This is a genomic window from Streptomyces vilmorinianum (assembly GCF_005517195.1).
GTDB classification, from domain to species: domain Bacteria; phylum Actinomycetota; class Actinomycetes; order Streptomycetales; family Streptomycetaceae; genus Streptomyces; species Streptomyces vilmorinianum.
The window spans coordinates 3,049,295-3,069,908 of the sequence record NZ_CP040244.1; the positions used below are offsets into that span (position 1 = coordinate 3,049,295).

General features: G+C 71.1%; 26 protein-coding genes. 13 read left to right on the forward strand and 13 right to left on the reverse strand.

The features are described from left to right. Nucleotides 1-9 precede the first annotated feature (9 nt). From FDM97_RS14320 to FDM97_RS14340, 5 genes are all read right to left on the reverse strand, one after another. A complete protein-coding gene (locus FDM97_RS14320; protein WP_137990796.1) occupies nt 10-264 on the reverse strand; it encodes a DUF2933 domain-containing protein in 255 nt (84 codons plus the stop codon). Nucleotides 265-545: 281 nt separating this feature from the next. Next, the gene (locus FDM97_RS14325) at nt 546-809 is read right to left on the reverse strand and encodes a heavy-metal-associated domain-containing protein (protein WP_254705585.1); all 264 of its coding nucleotides are present in this window, start codon (nt 807-809) and stop codon (nt 546-548) included. 2 nt (nt 810-811) lie between these two features. Then, nucleotides 812-1,978, reverse strand: coding sequence for a sulfite exporter TauE/SafE family protein (locus tag FDM97_RS14330; RefSeq protein ID WP_137990797.1), 1,167 nt, complete (start codon nt 1,976-1,978; stop codon nt 812-814). 99 nt (nt 1,979-2,077) lie between these two features. Further along, the gene (locus FDM97_RS14335; RefSeq protein ID WP_137990798.1) at nt 2,078-2,500 is read right to left on the reverse strand and encodes a hypothetical protein; all 423 of its coding nucleotides are present in this window, start codon (nt 2,498-2,500) and stop codon (nt 2,078-2,080) included. Between the two features lie 39 nt (nt 2,501-2,539). Then, a complete protein-coding gene (locus FDM97_RS14340; RefSeq protein WP_137990799.1) occupies nt 2,540-3,460 on the reverse strand; it encodes a F510_1955 family glycosylhydrolase in 921 nt (306 codons plus the stop codon). Between the two features lie 713 nt (nt 3,461-4,173). Between FDM97_RS14340 and FDM97_RS14345 the strand changes: the two genes are divergently transcribed. The 7 genes from FDM97_RS14345 (at nt 4,174) to FDM97_RS14375 (ending at nt 10,251) form a co-directional block, all read left to right on the forward strand. Beyond that, nucleotides 4,174-4,407, forward strand: coding sequence for a hypothetical protein (locus FDM97_RS14345; RefSeq protein ID WP_217510228.1), 234 nt, complete (start codon nt 4,174-4,176; stop codon nt 4,405-4,407). Between the two features lie 39 nt (nt 4,408-4,446). After that, nucleotides 4,447-6,210 carry a fumarate reductase (quinol) flavoprotein subunit gene (frdA, locus tag FDM97_RS14350; RefSeq protein WP_137990800.1) on the forward strand — a complete coding sequence of 588 codons (1,764 nt, stop codon included), beginning with the start codon at nt 4,447-4,449 and terminating at the stop codon, nt 6,208-6,210. Beyond that, nucleotides 6,207-6,950 carry a succinate dehydrogenase iron-sulfur subunit gene (sdhB, locus tag FDM97_RS14355; RefSeq protein WP_137990801.1) on the forward strand — a complete coding sequence of 248 codons (744 nt, stop codon included), beginning with the start codon at nt 6,207-6,209 and terminating at the stop codon, nt 6,948-6,950. The genes frdA and sdhB overlap by 4 nt, the downstream gene beginning before the upstream one ends. Beyond that, nucleotides 6,947-7,348 carry a succinate dehydrogenase/fumarate reductase transmembrane subunit gene (locus FDM97_RS14360; protein WP_137990802.1) on the forward strand — a complete coding sequence of 134 codons (402 nt, stop codon included), beginning with the start codon at nt 6,947-6,949 and terminating at the stop codon, nt 7,346-7,348. Before sdhB ends, FDM97_RS14360 begins: the two co-directional genes overlap by 4 nt. Before the next feature lie 4 nt (nt 7,349-7,352). Beyond that, on the forward strand, nt 7,353-7,703 hold the full coding sequence (gene frdD / locus FDM97_RS14365; RefSeq protein ID WP_137990803.1) for a fumarate reductase subunit FrdD: 351 nt from the start codon (nt 7,353-7,355) through the stop codon (nt 7,701-7,703). A gap of 395 nt (nt 7,704-8,098) precedes the next feature. Further along, nucleotides 8,099-9,430 (forward strand): globin domain-containing protein, encoded by a 1,332-nt coding sequence (locus tag FDM97_RS14370; protein ID WP_432816210.1) that lies wholly within the window; start codon nt 8,099-8,101, stop codon nt 9,428-9,430. Further along, on the forward strand, nt 9,427-10,251 hold the full coding sequence (locus FDM97_RS14375) for a pyridoxamine 5'-phosphate oxidase family protein (RefSeq protein ID WP_137990804.1): 825 nt from the start codon (nt 9,427-9,429) through the stop codon (nt 10,249-10,251). Before FDM97_RS14370 ends, FDM97_RS14375 begins: the two co-directional genes overlap by 4 nt. Before the next feature lie 49 nt (nt 10,252-10,300). On the opposite strand, the gene FDM97_RS14380 is transcribed toward FDM97_RS14375, so the two are convergent. Both FDM97_RS14380 and FDM97_RS14385 read right to left on the reverse strand, forming a co-directional pair. Further along, nucleotides 10,301-11,617: a phytase gene (locus tag FDM97_RS14380; protein WP_137990805.1), complete on the reverse strand. Its 1,317-nt coding sequence runs from the start codon at nt 11,615-11,617 to the stop codon at nt 10,301-10,303. A gap of 119 nt (nt 11,618-11,736) precedes the next feature. Continuing rightward, nucleotides 11,737-12,642: a LysR family transcriptional regulator gene (locus tag FDM97_RS14385; protein ID WP_137990806.1), complete on the reverse strand. Its 906-nt coding sequence runs from the start codon at nt 12,640-12,642 to the stop codon at nt 11,737-11,739. Nucleotides 12,643-12,722: 80 nt separating this feature from the next. Here FDM97_RS14385 and FDM97_RS14390 point away from each other — a divergent pair, with 80 nt between their 5' ends. Together FDM97_RS14390 and FDM97_RS14395 are read left to right on the forward strand one after the other, a co-directional pair. Further along, entirely contained in the window at nt 12,723-13,634 is a 912-nt protein-coding gene (locus FDM97_RS14390; protein ID WP_137990807.1) for an EamA family transporter, read from the forward strand. A gap of 144 nt (nt 13,635-13,778) precedes the next feature. Next, nucleotides 13,779-14,381: a DUF998 domain-containing protein gene (locus tag FDM97_RS14395; RefSeq protein ID WP_137990808.1), complete on the forward strand. Its 603-nt coding sequence runs from the start codon at nt 13,779-13,781 to the stop codon at nt 14,379-14,381. A gap of 49 nt (nt 14,382-14,430) precedes the next feature. On the opposite strand, the gene FDM97_RS14400 is transcribed toward FDM97_RS14395, so the two are convergent. The 5 genes from FDM97_RS14400 to FDM97_RS14420 all read right to left on the reverse strand — a co-directional run bounded on the left by FDM97_RS14400 (nt 14,431) and on the right by FDM97_RS14420 (nt 17,285). Next, on the reverse strand, nt 14,431-14,739 hold the full coding sequence (locus tag FDM97_RS14400; protein WP_175439119.1) for a hypothetical protein: 309 nt from the start codon (nt 14,737-14,739) through the stop codon (nt 14,431-14,433). A 71-nt stretch (nt 14,740-14,810) separates the two neighbouring features. Beyond that, nucleotides 14,811-15,680, reverse strand: a complete 870-nt coding sequence (locus FDM97_RS14405) for an IS5 family transposase (RefSeq protein ID WP_137990809.1) — start codon at nt 15,678-15,680, stop codon at nt 14,811-14,813. Between the two features lie 54 nt (nt 15,681-15,734). Continuing rightward, nucleotides 15,735-16,247: a DUF5133 domain-containing protein gene (locus FDM97_RS35785; RefSeq protein WP_175439120.1), complete on the reverse strand. Its 513-nt coding sequence runs from the start codon at nt 16,245-16,247 to the stop codon at nt 15,735-15,737. Between the two features lie 115 nt (nt 16,248-16,362). Continuing rightward, the gene (locus FDM97_RS14415) at nt 16,363-16,752 is read right to left on the reverse strand and encodes a DUF2267 domain-containing protein (RefSeq protein WP_137990810.1); all 390 of its coding nucleotides are present in this window, start codon (nt 16,750-16,752) and stop codon (nt 16,363-16,365) included. 101 nt (nt 16,753-16,853) lie between these two features. Next, on the reverse strand, nt 16,854-17,285 hold the full coding sequence (locus FDM97_RS14420) for an Hsp20/alpha crystallin family protein (protein ID WP_137990811.1): 432 nt from the start codon (nt 17,283-17,285) through the stop codon (nt 16,854-16,856). A 126-nt stretch (nt 17,286-17,411) separates the two neighbouring features. Between FDM97_RS14420 and FDM97_RS14425 the strand changes: the two genes are divergently transcribed. Continuing rightward, a complete protein-coding gene (locus tag FDM97_RS14425; protein WP_432816211.1) occupies nt 17,412-18,092 on the forward strand; it encodes a type III effector protein in 681 nt (226 codons plus the stop codon). Nucleotides 18,093-18,621: 529 nt separating this feature from the next. Here the strand turns inward: FDM97_RS14425 and FDM97_RS14430 are convergent. Continuing rightward, a complete protein-coding gene (locus tag FDM97_RS14430; RefSeq protein WP_137990812.1) occupies nt 18,622-19,176 on the reverse strand; it encodes an AAA family ATPase in 555 nt (184 codons plus the stop codon). 106 nt (nt 19,177-19,282) lie between these two features. Between FDM97_RS14430 and FDM97_RS14435 the strand changes: the two genes are divergently transcribed. The 3 genes from FDM97_RS14435 (at nt 19,283) to FDM97_RS14445 (ending at nt 20,605) form a co-directional block, all read left to right on the forward strand. Then, nucleotides 19,283-19,699: a cytidine/deoxycytidylate deaminase family protein gene (locus tag FDM97_RS14435; protein ID WP_137990813.1), complete on the forward strand. Its 417-nt coding sequence runs from the start codon at nt 19,283-19,285 to the stop codon at nt 19,697-19,699. A 27-nt stretch (nt 19,700-19,726) separates the two neighbouring features. Beyond that, a complete protein-coding gene (locus FDM97_RS14440) occupies nt 19,727-20,143 on the forward strand; it encodes a VOC family protein (protein ID WP_137990814.1) in 417 nt (138 codons plus the stop codon). 75 nt (nt 20,144-20,218) lie between these two features. After that, on the forward strand, nt 20,219-20,605 hold the full coding sequence (locus FDM97_RS14445) for an ASCH domain-containing protein (protein WP_217510229.1): 387 nt from the start codon (nt 20,219-20,221) through the stop codon (nt 20,603-20,605). Nucleotides 20,606-20,614 lie beyond the last annotated feature (9 nt).

Genomic DNA, 20,614 nt, shown 5'->3' on the forward strand with positions numbered 1-20,614 from the left:
CCCGGTCGGTCAGGGCCGCCCGGATCCGGGGTGCTGGTGATGGTCGTGCTTGTGCGGCGGATCGCCGTGGTCCCTGGGCTCGTCATCCTTGCCGTTGCCGCCGTTCATGCCGTTCATGCCGCGCATCATGAAGAACATCATCAGCGGGCAGGCGACGGCGAGGGCCAAGAGGGCGAGCGTGCCCACGGGCACGCCGAGCGCCAGCGCACCGACGAGGGCGATGGCGAGCGCGATCGCGTACAGGCCGAGGTTCTTGTTGTTCATCACGGCGCCTCCTTCGGGAGACAGCGGGCCCGCGACGTGCGGCTCCGGACGGCGAGTGTGGGCCCGGCGCCCTCCTCGGCAGCTCCGCCACCGTCATGGTCGCTCGGTTTCGGCCGTGGATACAGGGCCTACCGGTCCCAGGGCGCTGGGCCGACCAGTCCCTGCTTCGCCAGGCCGGGGCTTTCGGCTTCCAGCGGCACGCTGTACCGCCCCGCCCCGCCCTCGCCGTAGGCCTGGCCGGGAGCTCCCGGCCAGGCCGCCTTCCTCGCAGCTCACGCCCGTCAGCCGACGGGACGGGCCTCGTACTCACCGGCCCGGCGTACGGCAGCCGCCAGCACGTCCGTGTCCACCTCGGCACCCTCCTCGAAGCGGACCGTGCTGCGCCCACCCCGGACGTCCGTCCGCGCCGATCGAACGCCGGGGATCTCCTCCAGCTCGTCGTCGATGAGCAGACCGCAGCTCGTGCAGTGCATGCCGTCGATCTCCAGGACCACGACGGCTCCCGTGACCGCTTCCCGCTTCTTCCTGCCGCCGAACAGTCGCATGATCACGCCTTCTCGAAGTCGATGGAACCGGTCTGCATGCCCATGGCGCAGGAGAACAGGAGCTTTCCGGGATCGCGGGTGCCCAGGTCGATCTCGGTGTCGCCGTTGCGCTCGACGATCTCCTGGACGCCGAGTTCCGGGATGGTGAAGGCCCGCGCGCAGCCGCCCGAGTCCTTGCCACGCAGCACGAGCGTGGTGGGCACGCCGGCCTTGGCCGTGAACCGCGTCGGGGTGTAGAAGTCCGTCACGGTCAGGGTGATCACCTGGCGGCCGGAGGCGTCGACGCGCACGGGTGCGTCGTTCGGGGCGGGCGGCTCCTCGGCACCGTCGGGGCTGTCCGAGGCGCCGGGCTCGGGGGAGAAGACGGGCACGGCCGCCGACGAACGCGTACCTCCCTGGTTCAGGCTGACCCAGCCGCCCGCCTGGAGCCCGGACGCCACCGTCCAGACCGCCACGGCCAGGACCACCACGCCCGTGAGCGCCGCGAGCTGTTCGGACACGGCCCTACTGGCGCGCCGGAAGAGGTAGCCGAGGGCGGCGAACAGCGGAGCCGTACCGATCACGAACCCCGCCATGACGGCGGCGCCGGCCACCGGCGAACCGGAGGCCACCGCGATCAGCTCCACGGACAGCGTCACACCGCAGGGGACCAGGACGGTGGCGAGACCGATCAGGGCAGGAGTGGCGAGCGATTCGGTCCTGGCGCTGCGCCGGAACAGCCGGCCGAACGAGGCGGGCGCGCGCGGCACCCAGCGAGCCACCGCCTTGACCCCGAACAGGTCGAGCGCGAACAGCACCATCAGGAGGCCGGACGCCACGAGCATCACGGCCCGTGCCCGCGGGCTGGGCTGCAGGACGTCACCGAAGACACCGAGGAGCGCCCCGAGGAAGGTGTGGGAGACGAGTTTGCCCGCGAGGAACGCGCCGACCGGGACGAGCGCCCTGGGCTCCGGGGGAGCGGCGGGCATCGCCTTCGCGGGTGAAGGGCCCGCGCCTGCCATGGCGGGGACGTGGATTCGGACGCGGGCGGGGGCTGCGGTGGCGGAGGCGGAGGCGCGGCGGGTCACCGCACCGGCGAGCAGGCCCCCTTGGACGGCGGCGCACGAGGCGCCCCCGGCGATCAGACCGGTCGTGAGACCGGTGACGAGCAGGGCGATGGACGACGGCATGCGTCGGGACTCCTGAACGGGACGGGCGGCACGCACGCGTGCCGAAGTGGACGTGATGGCTGCTGCGTCCGGGGAAGGGATTCCGCGGACGGGGCGCCGTCACGTCCGGATGACGCACAGACGGGTCGGTTCAGGAGGGGAGGGGGGAGCGAGGGGCGGCGGGACACCGGAGCGCGGCGGTCCCGGCTGCATGAACGCCGGTGACTTCGCGGCCCCGGCATGCGAGCACGCACTCTGCTCGCCGCCGACCGGCGGGACGGACGACTGCGCACAGTCGCTCACGCTCGACATCGGGCAGGGCCGCTGAAGGCTGTGCGCGTCGGAGACGGACGAGGCCGGGCCGGCCTCGTCCGCGTGCATCCCGGGAACCATGTGGCCCACGCCGCTCATGGACCGCACCGAGCCGGCCATGCCCGGGATCGCCGTGGCCGGACGGGCCATCCCGGTCAGGCACAGTGTGACGACGCACGCCACCAGCAGCACAGGCAGCAGCCTGAGGCGGGATGGCGCGGCGGTGGTCACGAGCGGCATCGTAGTGGCACCCGGGTGCATCGCCGTACGTCAGTGGTGGTCGCCGCTTTCCACGGAGAGGCGCTTGGTGAAGGTCTTCCCCGCGTCCTGGGACTCGTAGATCCCGTCCTGGGTGGCAGCGAGGAGGTGCCGGTCGTCGACGGCCGTCAGCGCCTGAGGTTGTCCTCCGGGCACCGTGGCCGTCTTCCTCCAGGTCGAGCCGCCGTCCGAGCTGAGGCTCAGAGCGCCGGTGAAGTCGATGCCGAACAGTGAGCCGGGCGACGCCCAGGACAGGTACTCCATCCCCGGCCCCTCGCCGGGACCGAAGGTCGCGCCGCCGTCCGTGCTGCGCGCGACGCCCTCCGCCGTGGTGGCGACGACCCGACTCGGGTCCGCGGGATCGACCGCGAAGTCAAGGGCCTGCAGCTGTGCACGGTTCTGCCAGCTCGTACCGTCGTCCTTGCTCACGCGCAGCAGGCCGCGGGTGCTGTCGTACCCGTAGATGACGCCCTTGGCGTGGTCCAGGCTGTGGAAGTCGGCCTCGCCCTTGAGCGAGGCGGACTTCCACGACCTTCCCGCGTCGGTGCTCTTGATCAGTCCGTGGTCGGCCGGCTGATCGCTGCCGGGCGCCGGGTGGCCGCTGGCCAGGAAGGTCCTGGCACCGGCCACGGTGAAGCCCATGAAGTCGTCCCTGCTGTCCCCGACCAGCCGCGGGCTTCCCGTGTCGTCCGCGGTGAAGATTCCCTCGTGCGTGGCCACGTAGAGCCTGCCGTCTTCCGGGTCGATTCCCAGGCCGTGGATGTGGCTGTGCAGGGCGGGGGCCGGCTTGGCCCGATCGCCTCCGGCCGTGGCGTCGTCGGGGGTGGTGCCGCTGCCGCATGCGGCAAGGAGGAGCGCACCGACGGCGATGGAGCCTGCGGTGGCGAGTGAGCGGGTGCGCGGTCGGCGGAACGGAAGCGTGAAGGCGGGCATGCGTGATTCACCTCGGGTTGTCGGTCGTACGGGGAGCCGCTGGGGAAGGTGCGCGGCGGCCTATAGCCGTAGGACCGGCAACCGGGTGGTGTGGGGTTCTCGTGACGGTGGGGCGGATCGCGGGCTTCCGGCGAACCCCGCCCCGCACGTGGGCGACCAGGCGGGGTGACGGGTAAGCGCGGGCCGAAGCGGCGAAGGGGCCGCGGAGGTGCTGATCACCGCGACACACAGTGCCGCCTTGTCCGTGGCGCCGAGGGGGTCGGTGAGCGCCGACGACCAGTCGTGCCGATCCGAGGGGTGCGCGGAGCCGTCGGCCGTAGGTTCTTCGAAGGCTCGTCCCGCGCTGTGCGAAGCGGCGGCCATGCCGTGGACCGGCGAACCATCCGCATGGCCCACGGAGTGCATGACGAACACGGCGAGTACGAGCACTCCGACGAGCAGGAAGTGTCCCCGGACACCGCCTGTGCGTGCGTCTGCGCTCCCGTTCATGTCCGACCTCCGCGCGGGACACTATCAACCGCCGCAGGCGGTGCCACCGCCGTCCCGCGTGGGGGCGGTGAGCCGGTCCGCTGCGGCGGCGATGCCCCGGCGGTACGCTCGCTGTGAGCGTCGGCGCCGGGCACGATGGGGCCAATGAGGTCAAAGCGTCCACCTGTGCCTACGTACAGTGATCGGCTGGGCGGTGCCGACGGCGGTCGTCGAGGAGGTGGGCGATGGTCGGCAACACCATCGACTTCACCGAGGAACGGGCACCGTGCGGGTGGATCGTCGATGGGCTGCGCTACCAGGAGGACGACACCGCGGGGCTGTTCATCGACGAGGTGACCTACGCATGCGGCTGCCTGCAGGTCCGTCGCGCGTTCCATGACGGCAGCACCCACGTCAGGATCGTCCGCCACGACGGCACGGTCCTGCTGGACGAGCGCAGCGCCGAGCACGAGGCATGACGGGCCGCGCGGGATCAGCGCCGACAGACAGGTGGTGACATGACCGCTTCCCATGACGTCGTGGTGATCGGGGGCGGAGGCGCCGGACTGCGTGCGGCCATCGCCATCGCGGAGACCGATCCACGGTTGAGTGTGGCGATCATCTCCAAGGTCTACCCGATGCGCAGCCACACCGTCTCCGCCGAGGGCGGAGCCGCCGCTGTGGCCGGCGGCGACGACAGCCTCGATGAACACGCGTACGACACCGTGTCCGGCGGGGACTGGCTGTGCGACCAGGACGCCGTCGAGGCATTCGTCGCCGAGGCGCCCCGCGAACTGCTCCGCCTGGAACACTGGGGCTGCCCCTGGAGCCGCCAGGACGACGGACACATCGCCGTACGGGCGTTCGGCGGCATGAAGAAGAAACGTACGTGGTTCGCCGCCGACAAGACCGGCTTCCACCTCCTGCACACGCTCTTCCAGACCGCGCTGTCCTACCGGGACATCGTGCGCTACGACGAGTGGTTCGTCAGCACCCTGCTCGTCGACGACGGCAAAGTGCGCGGCGTCGTGGCGATCGAGCTGGCCACCGGCCGGGTCGAGACCATCACCGCCCACTCCGTCATCGTGTGCACCGGGGGCTGCGGCCGGGTCTACCCGTTCACCACCAACGCCAACATCAAGACCGGCGACGGCATGGCCCTGGCCTACCGGGCCGGCGCACCGCTCAAGGACATGGAGTTCGTCCAGTACCACCCCACCGGTCTGCCCTTCACCGGCATCCTGATCACGGAGGCAGCCCGCGCCGAGGGCGGCACACTCCTCAACAAGGACGGCTACCGCTATCTGCAGGACTACGACCTCGGCAGGCCCGAACCGGGTCCGGTGCTGCGCAGCATGGAGCTGGGGCCGCGGGACCGGCTGTCGCAGGCCTTCGTGCACGAGCTCGACAAGGGCAGGACCACGCCGACGCCGCACGGGCCCGTCGTCCACCTCGACCTGCGCCATCTGGGCGCGGAACTCATCGACACCAAGCTCCCCTTCGTACGGGAACTGTGCCTGAAGTACCAGAACATCGACCCGGTCCGGGAGCTGATCCCGGTGCGGCCGGTGGTTCATTACATGATGGGCGGCATCCACACCGACATCCACGGCGCCACCGGTCTCGACGGCCTGTACGCCGCCGGCGAGGTGGCCTGCGTCAGCATCAACGGCGCCAACCGGCTGGGCTCCAACTCCCTCCCGGAGCTGCTCGTCTTCGGCGCCCGCGCCGGCCGGGCGGCCGCCGAGTACGCCGCGAGAGCTGCCGGTTCCGTGGGGTCCGGCCCGAGCGCCGCGATCCTCGCGCAGGCCCGGGACGAGCACCGCCGGCTGGATCGCCTCGTCGCGCACCACGCCGAGGGCCGGGACCGCATCGCGGACATCCGTAGCGCGATGCAGGACACCATGGAGAGCGGTGCCGGGATCTACCGGGACAGCGACTCCCTGACCACGGCCGCCGAGACACTGCTCGACCTGCGGGAACGGTTCGGCGGTGCGGCCGTCGACGATCACAGCCGGACGTTCAACACCGATCTGACAGCCCTGCTCGAGCTGTCGTTCATGCTGGACGTGTCCGGGAGCATCGTCCACAGCGCGCTGCGCCGCGAGGAGTCCCGGGGCGCGCACCAGCGCACCGACTTCCCCGCGCGGGACGACCGGCGGTACCTGGCCCATTCGCTGATCCACCGTGAACCCGACGGCACCGCACGGGTGGAGTACCCGCCGGTGACCGTCACCCGCTGGGCACCCGGGGAACGCGTGTACGGGAGGCAGGGGCCATGACGGACCGGATCACCCTCCAGGTGGCCCGCTACCGGCCGGAGCAGGAGACCGAACCGACCTGGCAGGCCTACGAGGTGCCGCTGCGCAAGGAGTGGACCGTCCTGGACGGGCTCAACCACATCAAGGACCACATCGACGGCACCCTCTCCTACCGCTGGTCCTGCCGGATGGGCATCTGCGGCAGCTGCGGCATGACCGTCAACGGCGAGCCCCGGCTGACCTGTTCGGCCTTCCTGACCGACTCGGCTCCCGGCCCGGTACGGGTCGAACCACTCGCCAACTTCCCCGTCATCCGCGATCTCGTCGTCGAGATCGGCGACTTCATGAACAAGCTGACCGAGGTCAAGCCCTGGATCATCCGCGACGAGCACAAGCCGCTCGACGAGGGCGAGTATCTGCAGACGCCTGACGAGATGGACGAGTACAAGCAGTACAGCATGTGCATCAACTGCATGCTCTGCTACTCGGCTTGCCCGGTGTACGCGCTCGACCCCGGCTTCGTCGGCCCGGCGGCCGTCGCTCTCGCGCAGCGCTACAACCTGGATCCGCGGGACGAGGGAGCCGCCGACCGGCGCGACGTCCTGTCGTCGGCCGAGGGGGTCTGGGCCTGCACGCTGGTCGGCGAGTGCACCACGGCCTGCCCCAAAGGGGTCGACCCGGCGGGTGCCATCCAGCGCTACAAGCTGACGGCGGCCACACAGTCGCTCAAGGACCTCCTGTGGCCCCGGGGCGCGCGATGAGCGGGACACCACGGCCGGCCCTGTACCGCAAGCCCGTCCCCACCTTCTGGTGGCTGGGGCGCCGCGCCTATCTCGTCTTCGTGCTGCGGGAGCTCAGCAGCGTCTTCGTCGCCTGGTTCGTCGTGTTCCTGCTGCTCATGGTCGGCGCGATCGCCGACGGCAAGGGCGCGTACGAGCGGTTCCAGGACTGGAGCGACAACTGGTGGATGATCCTGCTCAACACGATCGCCCTGCTCTTCGTCCTGCTGCACACCCTCACGTGGTTCAACCTGGCACCGCGCGCCCTGGTGGTACGACTGCGCGGCCGCCGCGTCCGGCCGCGTTCGATCGTGGCACTGCACTACCTGCTGTGGGCGCTGCTGACGGCGGCCACGGCGTGGCTGATCCTGGAGGGGTAGGGCGATGGGCAGGAAATCGCCGGAACCGCTGATGTGGCTGCTGTTCAGCGCGGGAGGAATGGCCGCCGCGCTTCTGGTCCCGGTCCTGCTGTTCCTGTTCGGTATCGCCTTTCCTCTGGGCTGGCTCGGGGACCCCGGTCACGCGCATCTGCTCTCCGTGCTGCGTCACCCCCTCACCAAAGCGATTCTCTTCGCGTTGTGCGTCCTCTGCTTCTTCCACTGGGCGCATCGCTTCCGCTACACGCTGTACGACGGCCTGCGGCTGAAGAAGCTGAGCAAGGCGATCATCGTCTTCTGCTACGGAGGCGCCGTCCTGGGGTCGGTCGCGGCCGGGTTCGTGGTGTTCCGGGTCTGACGTGAAGAAGCCGCACGAACTCTGTGAGGAGTTCGGGTCGCACTCGCGCCTATTCGGTCGGCGAATTCCTCATAACCGTGCGGGGAGCGGCTTGTCGCATCATGCGAACTCATCGGTAACTCGCGACGAAACCCGAGGTCCTGGCCATGCACCGCGCTGACCAGGCAGAACTCTGTGCGGTGGTGACGGCCGGAGACGCATTCATGGATTTACGCGGGCGGGGTATGGTCGAGCCCGCTCGCACGCCTGGGTGCCCGTCAAGTGCGGCATATACCACCACCTTTGAAGGAGTGGGCGTGAATCACCGGTAATTCCGAAAGGGAGAGGGAAAACGGGGCACACTCGGACCCCACGTGCGAAGACCGACCGAATGATGTTCGAGGCGAGGCGAACCGATGAATGCTCCGACCACCACGTCGGCCGACGGCTGGTTCGGGCGAGACCCGAGCGGGGGAACGACCGGGACCGGGCAGGATCACCAGGGGGCACAGGGGGCACAGGGGGCACAGGGGGCACAGGAGGCCCCGGAGGTCCGGGAGGCCCGGGAGGATGGGGCGGACCGAATACCCGGCGGCCCTGTCACAGCGAGACGCCCCGAGGACACCTCCGACGCCGCTCTCCTGCGCCGCACCATGGCCGAGATCGAGCCGATCGCCGACAAGGTCACCTCGTACTTCTACGCCCTGCTCTTCCTCCGCCACCCCGACCTGCGCGCCCTCTTCCCCGCCGCGATGGACACCCAGCGCGACCGCCTCTTCAAGGCACTGCTCACCGCCGCGACCCATGCGGACGACCCGGCCACCCTGACCGCGTACCTCTCCCACCTCGGCCGCGGGCACCGGAAGTACGGCACCCTTCCCGAGCACTATCCGGCCGTGGGGGAGTGCCTCATCGGCGCCCTCTCCCGCTACGCGCCGCAGAGCTGGGGGCCGAGGACCGAGGCCGCCTGGGTGGGCGCCTACACCGCGATCTCCCAGATCATGATCGACGCCGCCGCCCAGGACGAGCTGCGTGCGCCCGCCTGGTGGCACGCGGAGGTGGTCGCCCATGACATGCGTACCAGGGACGTCGCGGTCGTGACGTTCCGGCCGGACCAGCCCTATCCCTTCCTCGCCGGGCAGTACGCCGCGCTGGAGACCCCCTGGTGGCCGCGCGTCTGGCGGCACTACTCCTTCGCTTCCGCGCCCCGCTCCGACGGGCTGCTCTCCTTCCACGTGAAGGCCGTTCCGGCGGGCTGGGTCTCCAACGCCCTCGTGCACCGCGCCCGCCCGGGAGACGTGATCCGTCTCGGTCCACCCGCCGGATCGATGACCGTGGACCACACCACCGACAACGGGCTGCTGTGTCTCGGCGGCGGCACCGGAATCGCGCCCATCAAAGCCATGGTCGAGGACGTGGCGCGGCACGGCCACCGCCGTTCCGTCCAGGTGTTCTACGGAGCCCGCCGGGACCACGACCTGTACGACATCGACACCATGCTCCGCATGCAGCAGTCGCACCCCTGGCTCTCGGTCCGTCCGGTCGTCGACGACGGCCCCGTCGGCAACCTGTGCGGCCGGCTCCCGGATGCCGTGTGCCAGTACGGCCCGTGGCACACCTACGACGCGTATCTGTCCGGCCCGCCCGGCATGATCCGCCGCAGCGTCGACACCCTGGTGGGCATCGGCATCCCCACCTCCCGCATACGGCACGACTCCATCGAGGAACTGGTCGGGGCAAGGAATTGAGCACATTCGAACAGACCGGGCAGCGGCAGCGGCAGGGGACGCGGCAGGGGACGCCGGCACGCACCACCCGCCCGGGCAGCGACGGCGAACATCTGGTCCAGCAGCGCACGGGCACCACCGAGCGCGCCGACACGTTCTACGCCGAGCAGGTCCTCGACCGGCTCAACACCCGGATGCGGGAGTTCGTGGCACGACAGGAGATGTTCTTCCTGGCGACCGCCGACGGCGACGGCGAGTGCGACAACACCTTCCGCGCCGGCCCGCCCGGCTTCCTGCACGTCCTGGACGACCGGACCCTCGCCTACCCCGAGTACCGGGGCAACGGCGTCCAGGCCAGCCTCGGCAACATCGAGGAGAACCCCCACGTCGGCATCCTGATGGTGGACTTCCTCCGGGACCGCATCGGTCTCCACGTCAACGGCAGGGCACGGATCGTGGCCGACGCCGACATGCGCCGCGCCCATGCCGGGCTCGCGATCGACCCCGTGCCCGGCCGCCGTGCCCAGGCGTGGGTGGAGATCGCCGTGGAGGAGGCGTACATCCACTGCGCCAAGCACATCCCGCACCTGCAGAAGGTGCCGCCGCGCGGCCCCGGCCGCGCGTGGGGAACGGACGACCACAGGCGCAAGGGCGGCGACTTCTTCGGAGCCGCTGCCGAGGCGCCCGAGCGAGGTCCGTACCTTCCGCCGCCCCGCGCGGACGCGGCGACATGGCGGGCCGAGGCCGAGAAGGCGCTGGAGAAGGCCGAGCGGCGCGCGGCCGAGGCCGAGTCCGAGGAGCAGGCGTTCGGCGGCTGGTTCAACAGAGGCGCGTCCGTATGAGCCGGCGGCGATGTGCCGTCGCGCACATCGCCGCCGTCGCGCCCTTGGATCAGTCGGCGTCCCGCGGGTCGAACGACGTGGTGTCGGTGGTCAGCGGCTCGGGGAACGCGCCGGCCACGGCCTCCCACCGCGTCAGCTTGAAGTTGGTCGCTTCCCTGTCCCCGTCCGCCGGGGTGGCCTCACCGTCGTGGGTGATCAGCAGCCCCTGAGGGAAGGCCCTGCCCAGGGGGACGTTGACCACGGTGGAGCCGTCCGAGTGCTGCACTCCGTCCGTGGCCGTGCTGTCGACGACGGCGAAGGAACCGACGTAGTCGTTGTCGCCCTCCCGCTCGTACACGGCGAAGGTGTCGTCCCCCTGGCTGGAGGCGAGCACATAGCCGGCTCCGTCGGCGCCGTGGTAGACGGTGACGCCCTCGGCGTCGGCGCTCAGGTTCTCGCCGCCGAAGCCGGGATCGTTGTCGGTGTCGAGGACGCACTCCTCCTCCTCGGCGTCGTACGTCCACGGCGTGCCGAACTCACGGACCCGGTCCTTCAGCTCCGGGGTCTCGAACTCCTCGTCGTCGAGCTCGATGCGCCAGAGGCCCACGGCCTCCTGGGCGGCGTAGAGGACGTGCTCCTCCTGGTCGACCGCCATGCCCTCGACCTGCGGGCGCTCCCCCGGGTCGGCGCACGGCGCCCAGCTCGTTCCGTCGGGCAGGGCGAAGGTGCGGGGCAGGTCGAGGGTGTCCTCCGTCTTGTAGCCCACCCGCCCGTCACGGTCCTCCAGCTCCAGGAGTCGCAGGCGGGTCTCCTCCCGCTGCGACACCACGACGTACGCGTCGTCGTCGTCGCTGAACGCGGCGAGGCCGTATGCCGTGCGCTGATCGTCCACGTCGGACTCGGTCGCGGCGAAGACCGGCTCGACGTCCGGCGCGGTCACGTCCCGCAGCGGCGGCCTCCCCGCCGCGACGGCGGCGGGGTCGATCGCGAACGCCCGGATCCGGTCACGGCCCCGGTCGCTCACGAGGGCCAGGTCCGTCCTCCTGCCGTCCAGCTCGAAACCGTAGACGACGTCGACGTTGTTGAACCGGCCCGGGGCGGCCTCCTCGGTGGGAGCCTTCGGCGCGGCGATGTGCTGCAGGCGCCTGCCGTCGAGACCGTAGACATCGAGCCCGGCCTCCTTCAGCGTGCCGATCACGAGGCTGCGGCCAGGGTGGTCGGGGTCGACCCAGACGGCGGGATCATCGGCATTGGCGTGACCACCGGCCTCGTCGTCGTGGACGGCGGGCGTCTCCACGCGCGCGGTGACGGATACCGGGTCGTGTGCGAAGGCTCCGGTCACCATCACGAGCGCGGCGGCCAGAGCGGTCAGAGCGGAAGCGCTCACGGTACTCCTCAGTAGCGTTGCGGACCCGTGAGACGTTAGGGGCGGCGGGTGTAGTCGGCCGGACGCCGTGGTGAACACCGGATGGCCCGTCAGTTCCGCGTGCCCGGTGGGATGTCCGCCTACAGAGGTTGCTCCGTCCCGTCCGTACCGGGCGTGGCCGGGATGTCCAGCATGGTGAGGAAGGCGGTCGCCGCGGGGGTGCGGCCGGCGCGGCTCCAGATGACGTACTCGACGCGGGCCGGCGCGTCGGTGACCTCGATGGTGGTCACGCCGGTGAGCTGACGTACGTACGCGGAGGGGAGCATGGCGATGCCGAGGCCCTGTCCGACCAGTCGCGCCAGGAAGTCCGCGTTGGTCACCTCGAACGCGACGTCGCGGCTGAGGCCGGCGGCCGAGAAGGCCTGGTCGGACTGGACACGTCCGGCCGTCTGGGCCGGCAGGTCCACGAACACCTCGCAGGAGAGCCGGCGAAGGTCGACCGCCTCCTCCTCGGCGAGGGGGTGGTCCGGTGCGACCACGGCGACGAGCCGGTCGCGGGCGAGTTCACGGGCGGCGACACCTCGCGGGCGCGCCGTGGTCGGCAGCCCGAGGAAGGCCACGTCGACGGCGCCCTCCCTGACCTGCTCGGCGAGCTCCTCGCTCGCGCCCACGCGCAGGCCGATGCGCACGTCCGGGTACTGCCGGTGGAAGCCACGCAGGGCGCCGGGGATGTCGACCGCGGCGACGCTCGGGATCAGGCCCACGGCGAGCCGTCCGCGTACCTCGCCGACGGCCGCGGCGACCTCGGCGACCGCCCGCTCGGCGGCGTCCAGACACTGACGGGCGGCGGGGAGGAACGCCGCACCGGCCGGTGTCAGCCGCACCCGGCGGCTGGTGCGCTCGAAGAGCCGCGCGCCCAGTTCCCGTTCCAGGCGCGCGATTTGGTGGCTGAGCGCGGACTGGACGACGAGACACCGTTCGGCGGCCCGGGTGAAGCTGTTCGTCTCGGCGACGGCGACGACGTAGCGCATCTGCTGGAGCTCCATGGATCCATCGTGTATCGCGATGGATGAACTGACAAACATGTGTTGGACTCATCGATCACGCTCGGCCGAGACTGCGAGTCATGACAAGTCCAGCAGCACAGAGGGTTCTTGGCGGTGCCGGCAGCGGTGTTCCCCGTGGAAATCCGTCGCGTACGGTCCTGACGGCGTTCGCTCCCGCGGCCTGGGGCACGACGTACGTCGTCACCACCGAGCTTCTCCCGCCGGGGCACCCCCTGTTCGCGGGACTCCTGCGTGCGCTGCCCGCCGGTCTGATCGCGCTGGCGATCGCCCGGACGCTGCCGCGCGGAGCGTGGTGGGGGAAGGCCGCGGCGCTCGGCGTGCTGAACATCGGACTGCTCTTCCCGCTGCTGTTCATCGCGGCCGAACGTCTGCCGGGAGGCGTTGCCGGTACCTTGGCGGCGGCCCAGCCGCTCATGGTCGCCGTCCTGGCCGTGGCGGTCCTCCGCGAGCGCCTGTCCGCCCGGCGCCTCGCCTGGGGGCTGATCGGCGTGGTCGGCGTCGGCCTGGTGGTGATCGGTCCGAAGGCGGCGTTCGACGCCGTCGGAGTGGTCGCGGGCCTCGGCAGCGCGGCCACCATGGCGCTCGGCGTGACGCTCACCAAGCGCTGGGGACATCCCGCCGAAGCCGGCCCCACCGCCTTCGCCGGATGGCAACTCACCGCAGGAGGCCTGTTCCTGGTCCCCGTCACCCTTCTCGTCGAGGGGGCTCCTCCCGCCGTCGACCTGAGCGCCGCTCTCGGCTACCTGTGGCTCGGTCTGGTCGGCGGTCTGCTCTCCTTCGTCCTGTGGTTCCGCGGCATCACCACCCTGCCCGTCACCTCCGTCGCGGTTCTCGTCCTGCTCTCGCCGCTGGTCGCCGCGGCTCTCGGCGCCGTCCTGCTCGACCAGACCCTCGGCCCGGTTCAACTGGTGGGGTTCGGCCTCGCTCTCGCCGCGATCGTCGCGGGACAGCTGCCCGCACCCACCCGCTGACGCGGCTCCCCGCCGTCGAGGTGCGGCGGGGCACGAACGCGCGTCGGCCACCCGGGTTGCGTCGCGGCCGGCACAGGCCCATTCGGATTCCACCCGCCTGCGTGTGCGCGGCCGAGGCACGACCGCGCGCCGTACGGTGGGCTGATGCGAGCCGTTCCGAGGTGGGCCCTGCTGTCGTCGGGGTGTGCCCCTGTCGTGTTGATCGGAGGCTGGTCGATCGCCGCGGCGCTGGAGGGGCCCGCCTACGATCCCGTCGCGCAGACGATCAGCGTCCTGGGGGCCTACGGGGCCGCGGGATTCTGGGTGATGACCGGAGCCTTCCTCGCCCTGGGCGTCTGCCACCTGCTGACCGCGTGGGGGCTGCGTCCCGCCGCGTTCGCCGGACGTGTGGCGCTGGGCGCCGGCGGCGTGGCCGCGTTCGTGGTGGCCATGCTCCCGGCGCCGAGCAGCGGGGGCTCCCTGCCCCACGGTTCGGTCGCCGTGGTCGGCTTCGCTCTCCTGGCGCTGTGGCCGGTGCTGGCTGCCGATCGCGACGGGGGAGCCGCCCCCTGGGGGCTGCGGCCCGTGCCCGCCGTCGCGGCGACCACTCTGATGAGCGTCGGCGCGGGCTGGTTCCTGATCGAGATGCACCGCGAGGGTGCCGCCGGCGTCGCCGAACGCCTGGTGACCTGCATGCAGTCCCTGTGGCCCTTGGTGGTCGTCGCCTCCTGCCTCTGGCATCCCGACGACGACGCACCCCCTGAGTGACCGGGGCGCTCCTGCCGGTGCCCAGGCTCCGGTGCCCAGGCGCCGGCGCCTAGGCCGTGTTTTGGGAAGCGCGGGCGGCCAGCCACTTGGTGAGGTCGCCCGCGATGCGGTCGGTGTCTGCCTCGACGGTGACGTCGTGTTCGCGGCGGGTGGTGTCGCGGCGGACGACCTCGTATCCGCCCTCGTCCAGGACGGCGACGGAGGCGAACCAGACGGGGTCGTCCTGGTCGGGTTGGATCACGACGAACGTGTTGTCCGAGTCGTTCAGGTCACTGATCAGCATGAACAGGGTGTCCTCGGACGGGTCGTCGACGTGGTCGCCGTTCTCGCTGTCGGCGCAGTAGTACCTGGCGGCCACTGAACCCTCCCCAATGATGTGCTGCCCAATGCCGTGATCAGCATGGCACGACCGCGCGGGCGGCGGCTGGTTCACAGCCACTGATGGATCGCCGCTATCTGGACGGTCGCCTCGAACCGGACGGCGAGCTTGTCATACCGGGTCGCAACAGCCCGGTGCTGCTTGAGGCGGCTGATCCCGCACTCGACCGCGTGGCGGGCCTTGTAGTCCTCCCCGTCGAAGGCCGGCGGCCGGCCACCGAAGCGGCCACGGCGCTTGCGATTGCGGACCTGGTCGGCCGGCTCCGCGATGGTGCAGCGGATCCCGCGTCTGCGCAGGTAGGCACGGTTGGCGCGCGAGGAGTACGCCTTGTCACCACGCACCCGCAGCGGCCTGCGCCTGGGACGACCACCACCCGGCTTGGGTACCCGGATCGCTTCGAGGACCGGCTCGAACTGCGGGCTGTCACCCCGCTGGCCTGCCGTGACCAACAACGACAACGGCTTCTGGCCCTGCTCGCACGCCAGATGGATCTTCGTGGAGAACCCGCCCCGCGACCGGCCCAGCCCGTGATCCTCCGGCTCGGTCCCGACCCCTCCCGGGGGCTCCTTCTGCCCGGCCCCGTCCCGGCGGGCACCAGCAGCATGCTGATGGGCCCGGCAGACCGTCGAGTCGACATTCACCTCCCACGTGATCAGCCCGGCCGCATCGGCCCTCGCCTGCAAGAAGGTGAGAATCCGGGCCCAGACGCCCTCGCGCTGCCATCGGCGAAACAGCCCATACACGGTCTGCCAGGGCCCGTACTCACGCGGCAGGTCCCGCCACGGAACACCCGTCCGAACCCGCCACCGAACCCCATTGATCAACCGCCGTCGGTTCCCGGACCTACGGCTCACACCCGCCGAGGGCAGCACCGACTCCAGCACCGACCACTGCTCATCAGAAAGATCTCCACGCCCCACACCGTGATCATCACGGCGTGAGGCGTGGACCGGAACCCCGATCTAAAACACGGCCTAGGCGCGAGGGGGCGCGGCGAGGTGCTGTTCCGCCGCCGTGACGGCCTCGTGCACCGTGCGTCTGGCCATGAGCACGCACAGCGTGTACGCGATGTCGTCCATGGCCGTGTGCGCGGCCGCGTCTCCCGGGGCCCGGCGCAGTCGCGCCTGGCACTCGCGGAAGCGGTTCAGCACCTCCGCCGTACGGCCTCTGCCGGGGAGGAGCCCGCGCAGCACGCCGGTGGCGGGGGTGCGGGCGGCTTCGACGGCGACCCGCAGTCCGCGGTCGATGCCGCTCGGCAGGGGCAGACCGCGTGAGCGGTCCACGACGGCCCGGGCCATCTCGGGCACCGTGACGCCGGCTCCGTGCGCGGCGGCCGCCAGGATCTCGCGGGCCGCCGGCGCGGTGCAGGGCGTCCTGGCCATCAGCATGCCGATCGCCACGGCCTGGGTGGGCGATCCGATGACGTGGGGTGCGCGGCTGGTCGCGTCCTCACTGGAGGACTCCGCCGCGGGGAGGGGTATCGCCATCTGGTGTCCCTTCGTCTCAGGCCGAGCGCGCGGGGGCGGGCACGGCAGCGCGAGTACGAGAGGTACGCCCATCTTCAGCGACCGCCGCCGGTCCCGCCACCGGTGGGACGCGGTGTCACAGTGGCATCGGTCGTCCGAAGAGCACGTCGTACCCGGGGGGAAGCTGCATCAGGATGCGGTGCGTGAGCTCTCCGCCGGCGGCGTCCGCCGTCGCGCTGAGCACGGCGCCGATGTCCCACTGAGCGGTCTCGTCCGTGGCTCCCTCGATCCATGCGGCGGTGGCGCGCACGAAACGTTCGGGGGACAGGGGCTCGGCGGCCTGCAGCGGGTTGAGCAGGATCAACGCGTACGTCTCGGGGAGTCGGGCGGCGAGTTCGGCGCGTTCGCCGCCGACCAGATGGGCGCCGAGGAGCGCCAGGACCACACGGGCCGCGCGGTCGGCCTCGCGGGTCGTGTCGTAACTTCCGCGTTCCCGGACTTCCTTGAGGAACACGTCCGTGAGCATCGCTGCTGTCCCCTCGTGAGAGGCGGAAGGTGGGGTGCGGAGGACGGGGGCCTCCCTCGTCCTCCGCCGTGGAGCCGACAGGTGCGGTCGGTCGGCTCCGGTCAGCCGCTGATCTCCTTGCGGTCGCCCCGGCTCTCGATGGTGATCTTGCGGGGCTTGGCATGCTCGGAGATGGGGATACGCAGGGTCAGGACCCCTGCTTCGTATGCGGCGGCGATGTGTTCGGTGTCGAGCGTGTCGGCCAGCATGATCTGCCGGGAGAAGACACCCAGCGGCCGCTCGGAGAGCTCCATCTGGACGTCGTCCCTGTCCGCTGCCGGTCGCCGCTCGGCCCTCACGGTCAGCATGTTCCGCTCGACGTCGATGTCGATCGCGTCCGGGGAGACTCCGGGCAGATCGAACGCGACGACGTACTCGTCACCCTTCTGGTACGCGTCCATCGGCATCGCGGACGGCCTCGACCAGGTGCCGGGTGCCAGCAGCTGCTGGGTGAGCCGGTCGAGCTCGCGGAAGGGGTCGGTGCGCATCAGCATCACGAACACCTCCAGTCGGTTCAGTCGTCATCTGCCCATGCGCTTCACCTGATTCCGTTGTAACATGTCATCCATGTGATGACAAGGAGAAAGTCGTCCAAGGGATGACGGATCGGAAGGAATCACGTGACCGTGAGCGACCGGAGCCGAAGCGATGACGTGCGTACGGGGCCGGAATCCCTCCTCGCCGCCACCGCGGCGCTCGACGTCATCAGCGCGGCTCTGCGTGCGGCACGCACCGCGGGCCCCGACGGGACCGGTGTCGCGCCGGGCGCGGACGGGCCGGAGCGGGCGCTCGCCTCGCTGCTTCTGCTGCGCGAGGTGCGCGACGAGCTCGGCAGCTGGGAATCGGGGCTCATCGAGGCGGCCCGTGACGCCGGGGCCAGCTGGGCCGAGCTCGCCCACCCGCTCGGCGTGGCCAGCCGCCAGGCTGCCGAGCGCCGCTACCTGAGGCTCCGGCCCGGCGCCGACGGAACCACCGCCGAACAGCGCGTCAGGGCCACCCGCGACCGGCGCGCCGCCGACCGTGCCGTCGTCGCCTGGGCGCGCGGCCACGCGGCCGACCTGCGCCGGCTCGCCGGGCAGATCACCGCCCTCACGGACCTGCCCGACGCGGCGCGAACGCCCCTTGCCGAGCTGGACCGCGCCCTCGCCGAGAGCGACGCCGCCGCGCTCGTCGCCCCCCTGGCCGGGATCCGTGACCACCTGCGGACCACCCGCCCCGACCTCGCCGAAACCGTCGACCGCCTCCTCCACCGCGCGGAAGAGCTGCGCCGGGACAGCACGGATCAGCGCGGTACGGCCTGAGGGCTGGGCTGGGCTGGGCTGCGCTGGGCAGGGGCCAGGGCGACAGGGATGACGGTCAGCGAGGTGCCCGGCCCGCGAGCGTGACCACGAGCGCGGCGAGGACGGTCAGCGCCGCCAGCCAGGCCATCGCGTAGCGCGCCACCATCCTGAGGCGACCGGCGGGCAGAGCGAGACGCCGGCACCCCCCGCACGTGCCCGCTACGTGTTCCGGCCGGTCGAGCCAGTAGGCACCGAGGAGGGCCGCCGGATGGGCGAGACCGTCTGATCCTTCGAAGCAGCTCACACCCGGAACAACGCCGGCGGCGGACACCGGGCACGTCGCCGGACGCGCCGTCACCGGATCGTCATGTGGCATATCCCGTGGGCGATTCCGTAGGCGCCTGGCGGGGTGGGTCCCAGGCCGAGCCGATCGCCCTCCGCGACGGGAGGGTCAGCGTGGTCGGCGACGACCACGACATGGCCCCCCGTCGGCCCGGCCACGAAGGTCGTCGACGCGCTCGGCCGCCGGGTGATCCCCGGCCTCACCGGATCAGGACCGCCCGGTGGGGTGCCGCCCGATCCAGCCGGTGGCGGCCACCACGTCACGGGCGATGTCGATGACAGCCCGCCCGTCGGTCGCCACCCGCACCGTGTCCGCATGCGCCCGCTCGTCCAGGAGCCGCGCCTTACGGGCGCTGCCCCGCAGTTCCTTCTCGAGCTCCGAGCCGAGTTCCCGGGCTGCCAGCCGCGCGGCGGCGGTGGCATCGGAGGCGGTGAGCAGCACGCGTACGATCCGCACGCCCGCCCCCATGGCCCGCTCGAACATGCCCGTCGCCTCGGGCAGCACGCTCACGGTGTTCGTATAGATCAGGCGGCGGTGGCCGAGCCGGGCGAAATTGGCCCAGACGGCCGTCAGATTGCTCTCGGTGATCTCGGCGCGGTGGGGATCTCCCTCCGGAGCCGGATGCACCTGGCCCATGAAGTCACCCTCGACGATCGCGTGCGGCACCGACGTGGCGCGCAGCCGTGCCGAAACCTCCCAGCCCACCGTCGTCTTGCCGACACCGGCACGCCCTCCGATGAGCAGTACTTCCGGATGCTCCATGGGAGGCAGCGTGCCAGGCCCCGACCGCGCCACGCGATCCGATTTCGCTCCGTGGCGGGCACGATCCGCATGGACGGGGCGTACCCAGAAATAATCGACCATGCGCATGAACACGCGAACCCACGACGTCGACGACGAACTCATCCAGGCCGCGGCCCACGTCGCGCGCACGCGTTGCCGGGGCGACAACCACACCATGGCGGCCGCGGCCCGCGCGCGGGACGGCCGGATCGTCACGGCGGTGAACGCGTACCACTTCACGGGAGGCCCCTGCGCCGAACTGGTCCTCATCGGCGCGGCGGCCGCGCAGGGCGCCTACGAGCTGGACACAATCGTCGCGGTGGGCGACCGCGAGCGCGGGGTCGTTCCGCCGTGCGGCCGGTGTCGGCAAGTCCTTCTCGACTACTTTCCCGCCCTCGGGGTCATCGTCGGTGAAGGGGACCGCCTCCGGACCGTCGCCATCACCGATCTTCTGCCCGAGAGCTACGTCTGGGCCGACCACCAGCTCGACGCCGAAGAATAGAAAGCATCTCCGCGAAAGGGACCACTCGTGACGTCTCGACTCAACCCCTACATCAGCTTCGACGGAAACGCCCGGCAGGCCATGGAGTTCTACAAGGAGGTCTTCGGCGGCACCCTGACGCTGAGCACCTACGGTGAGTTCGGCGAGGAGCAGGCCGGCGAGGCCGCCGACAAGATCATGCACAGCATGCTGGAGACGGCCGGCGGCTTCACGCTCATGTGCGGGGACATCCCGCCCGGGATGGAGCACAAGCCCGGGAACAACATCGCGGTGAGCGTGAGCGGGGACGACGACGGCGAGCTGCGCGGCTACTGGGACAAGCTCTCCGGTGACGGCACGATCTCGGTGCCGCTCGAGAAGCAGATGTGGGGCGACGTGTTCGGCATGTGCACGGACCGGTTCGGCATCACCTGGCTCATCGACATCAGCGAGCGGGAGGGCTGAGCCAGGCGGTGCCCGTACTTCGGGCACGTCGGCGGGGTCGGTAGGCTCGGCCGGATGTGGCCACGGATTGATGGAATGCGGACGCTGGAGCTGGGCAGCCCCGGCAGCCTCCGTGACGATCTCAATGCTCTCGTCCTGGCGGGCACCAAGACCGCGACCGCCACCTTGCTGACGGAGTACACCGAGGAGGGAGAAGAGCTCGAGTTCCCGGGCGAACGCCTCGCCCTGCTCGACAACCACGGCGCGGTCCTCGCCGAACTCGACGTCACCGCCGTGACCACCGTGCCCTTCAGTGAGGTGCCCTGGGCGTTCGCCCAGGCCGAGGGCGAGGGCTACACCGACCTCGACCACTGGCGCCGCGTCCACCTCGGCTTCTGGCAGGACACCGAAGGCCGCAGCGTCGACGAGACCACCCCCGTCGTCTGTCTGCACTTCACCCGCGCGAGCTCGCCGGCCGCCTGACCGGTGGAA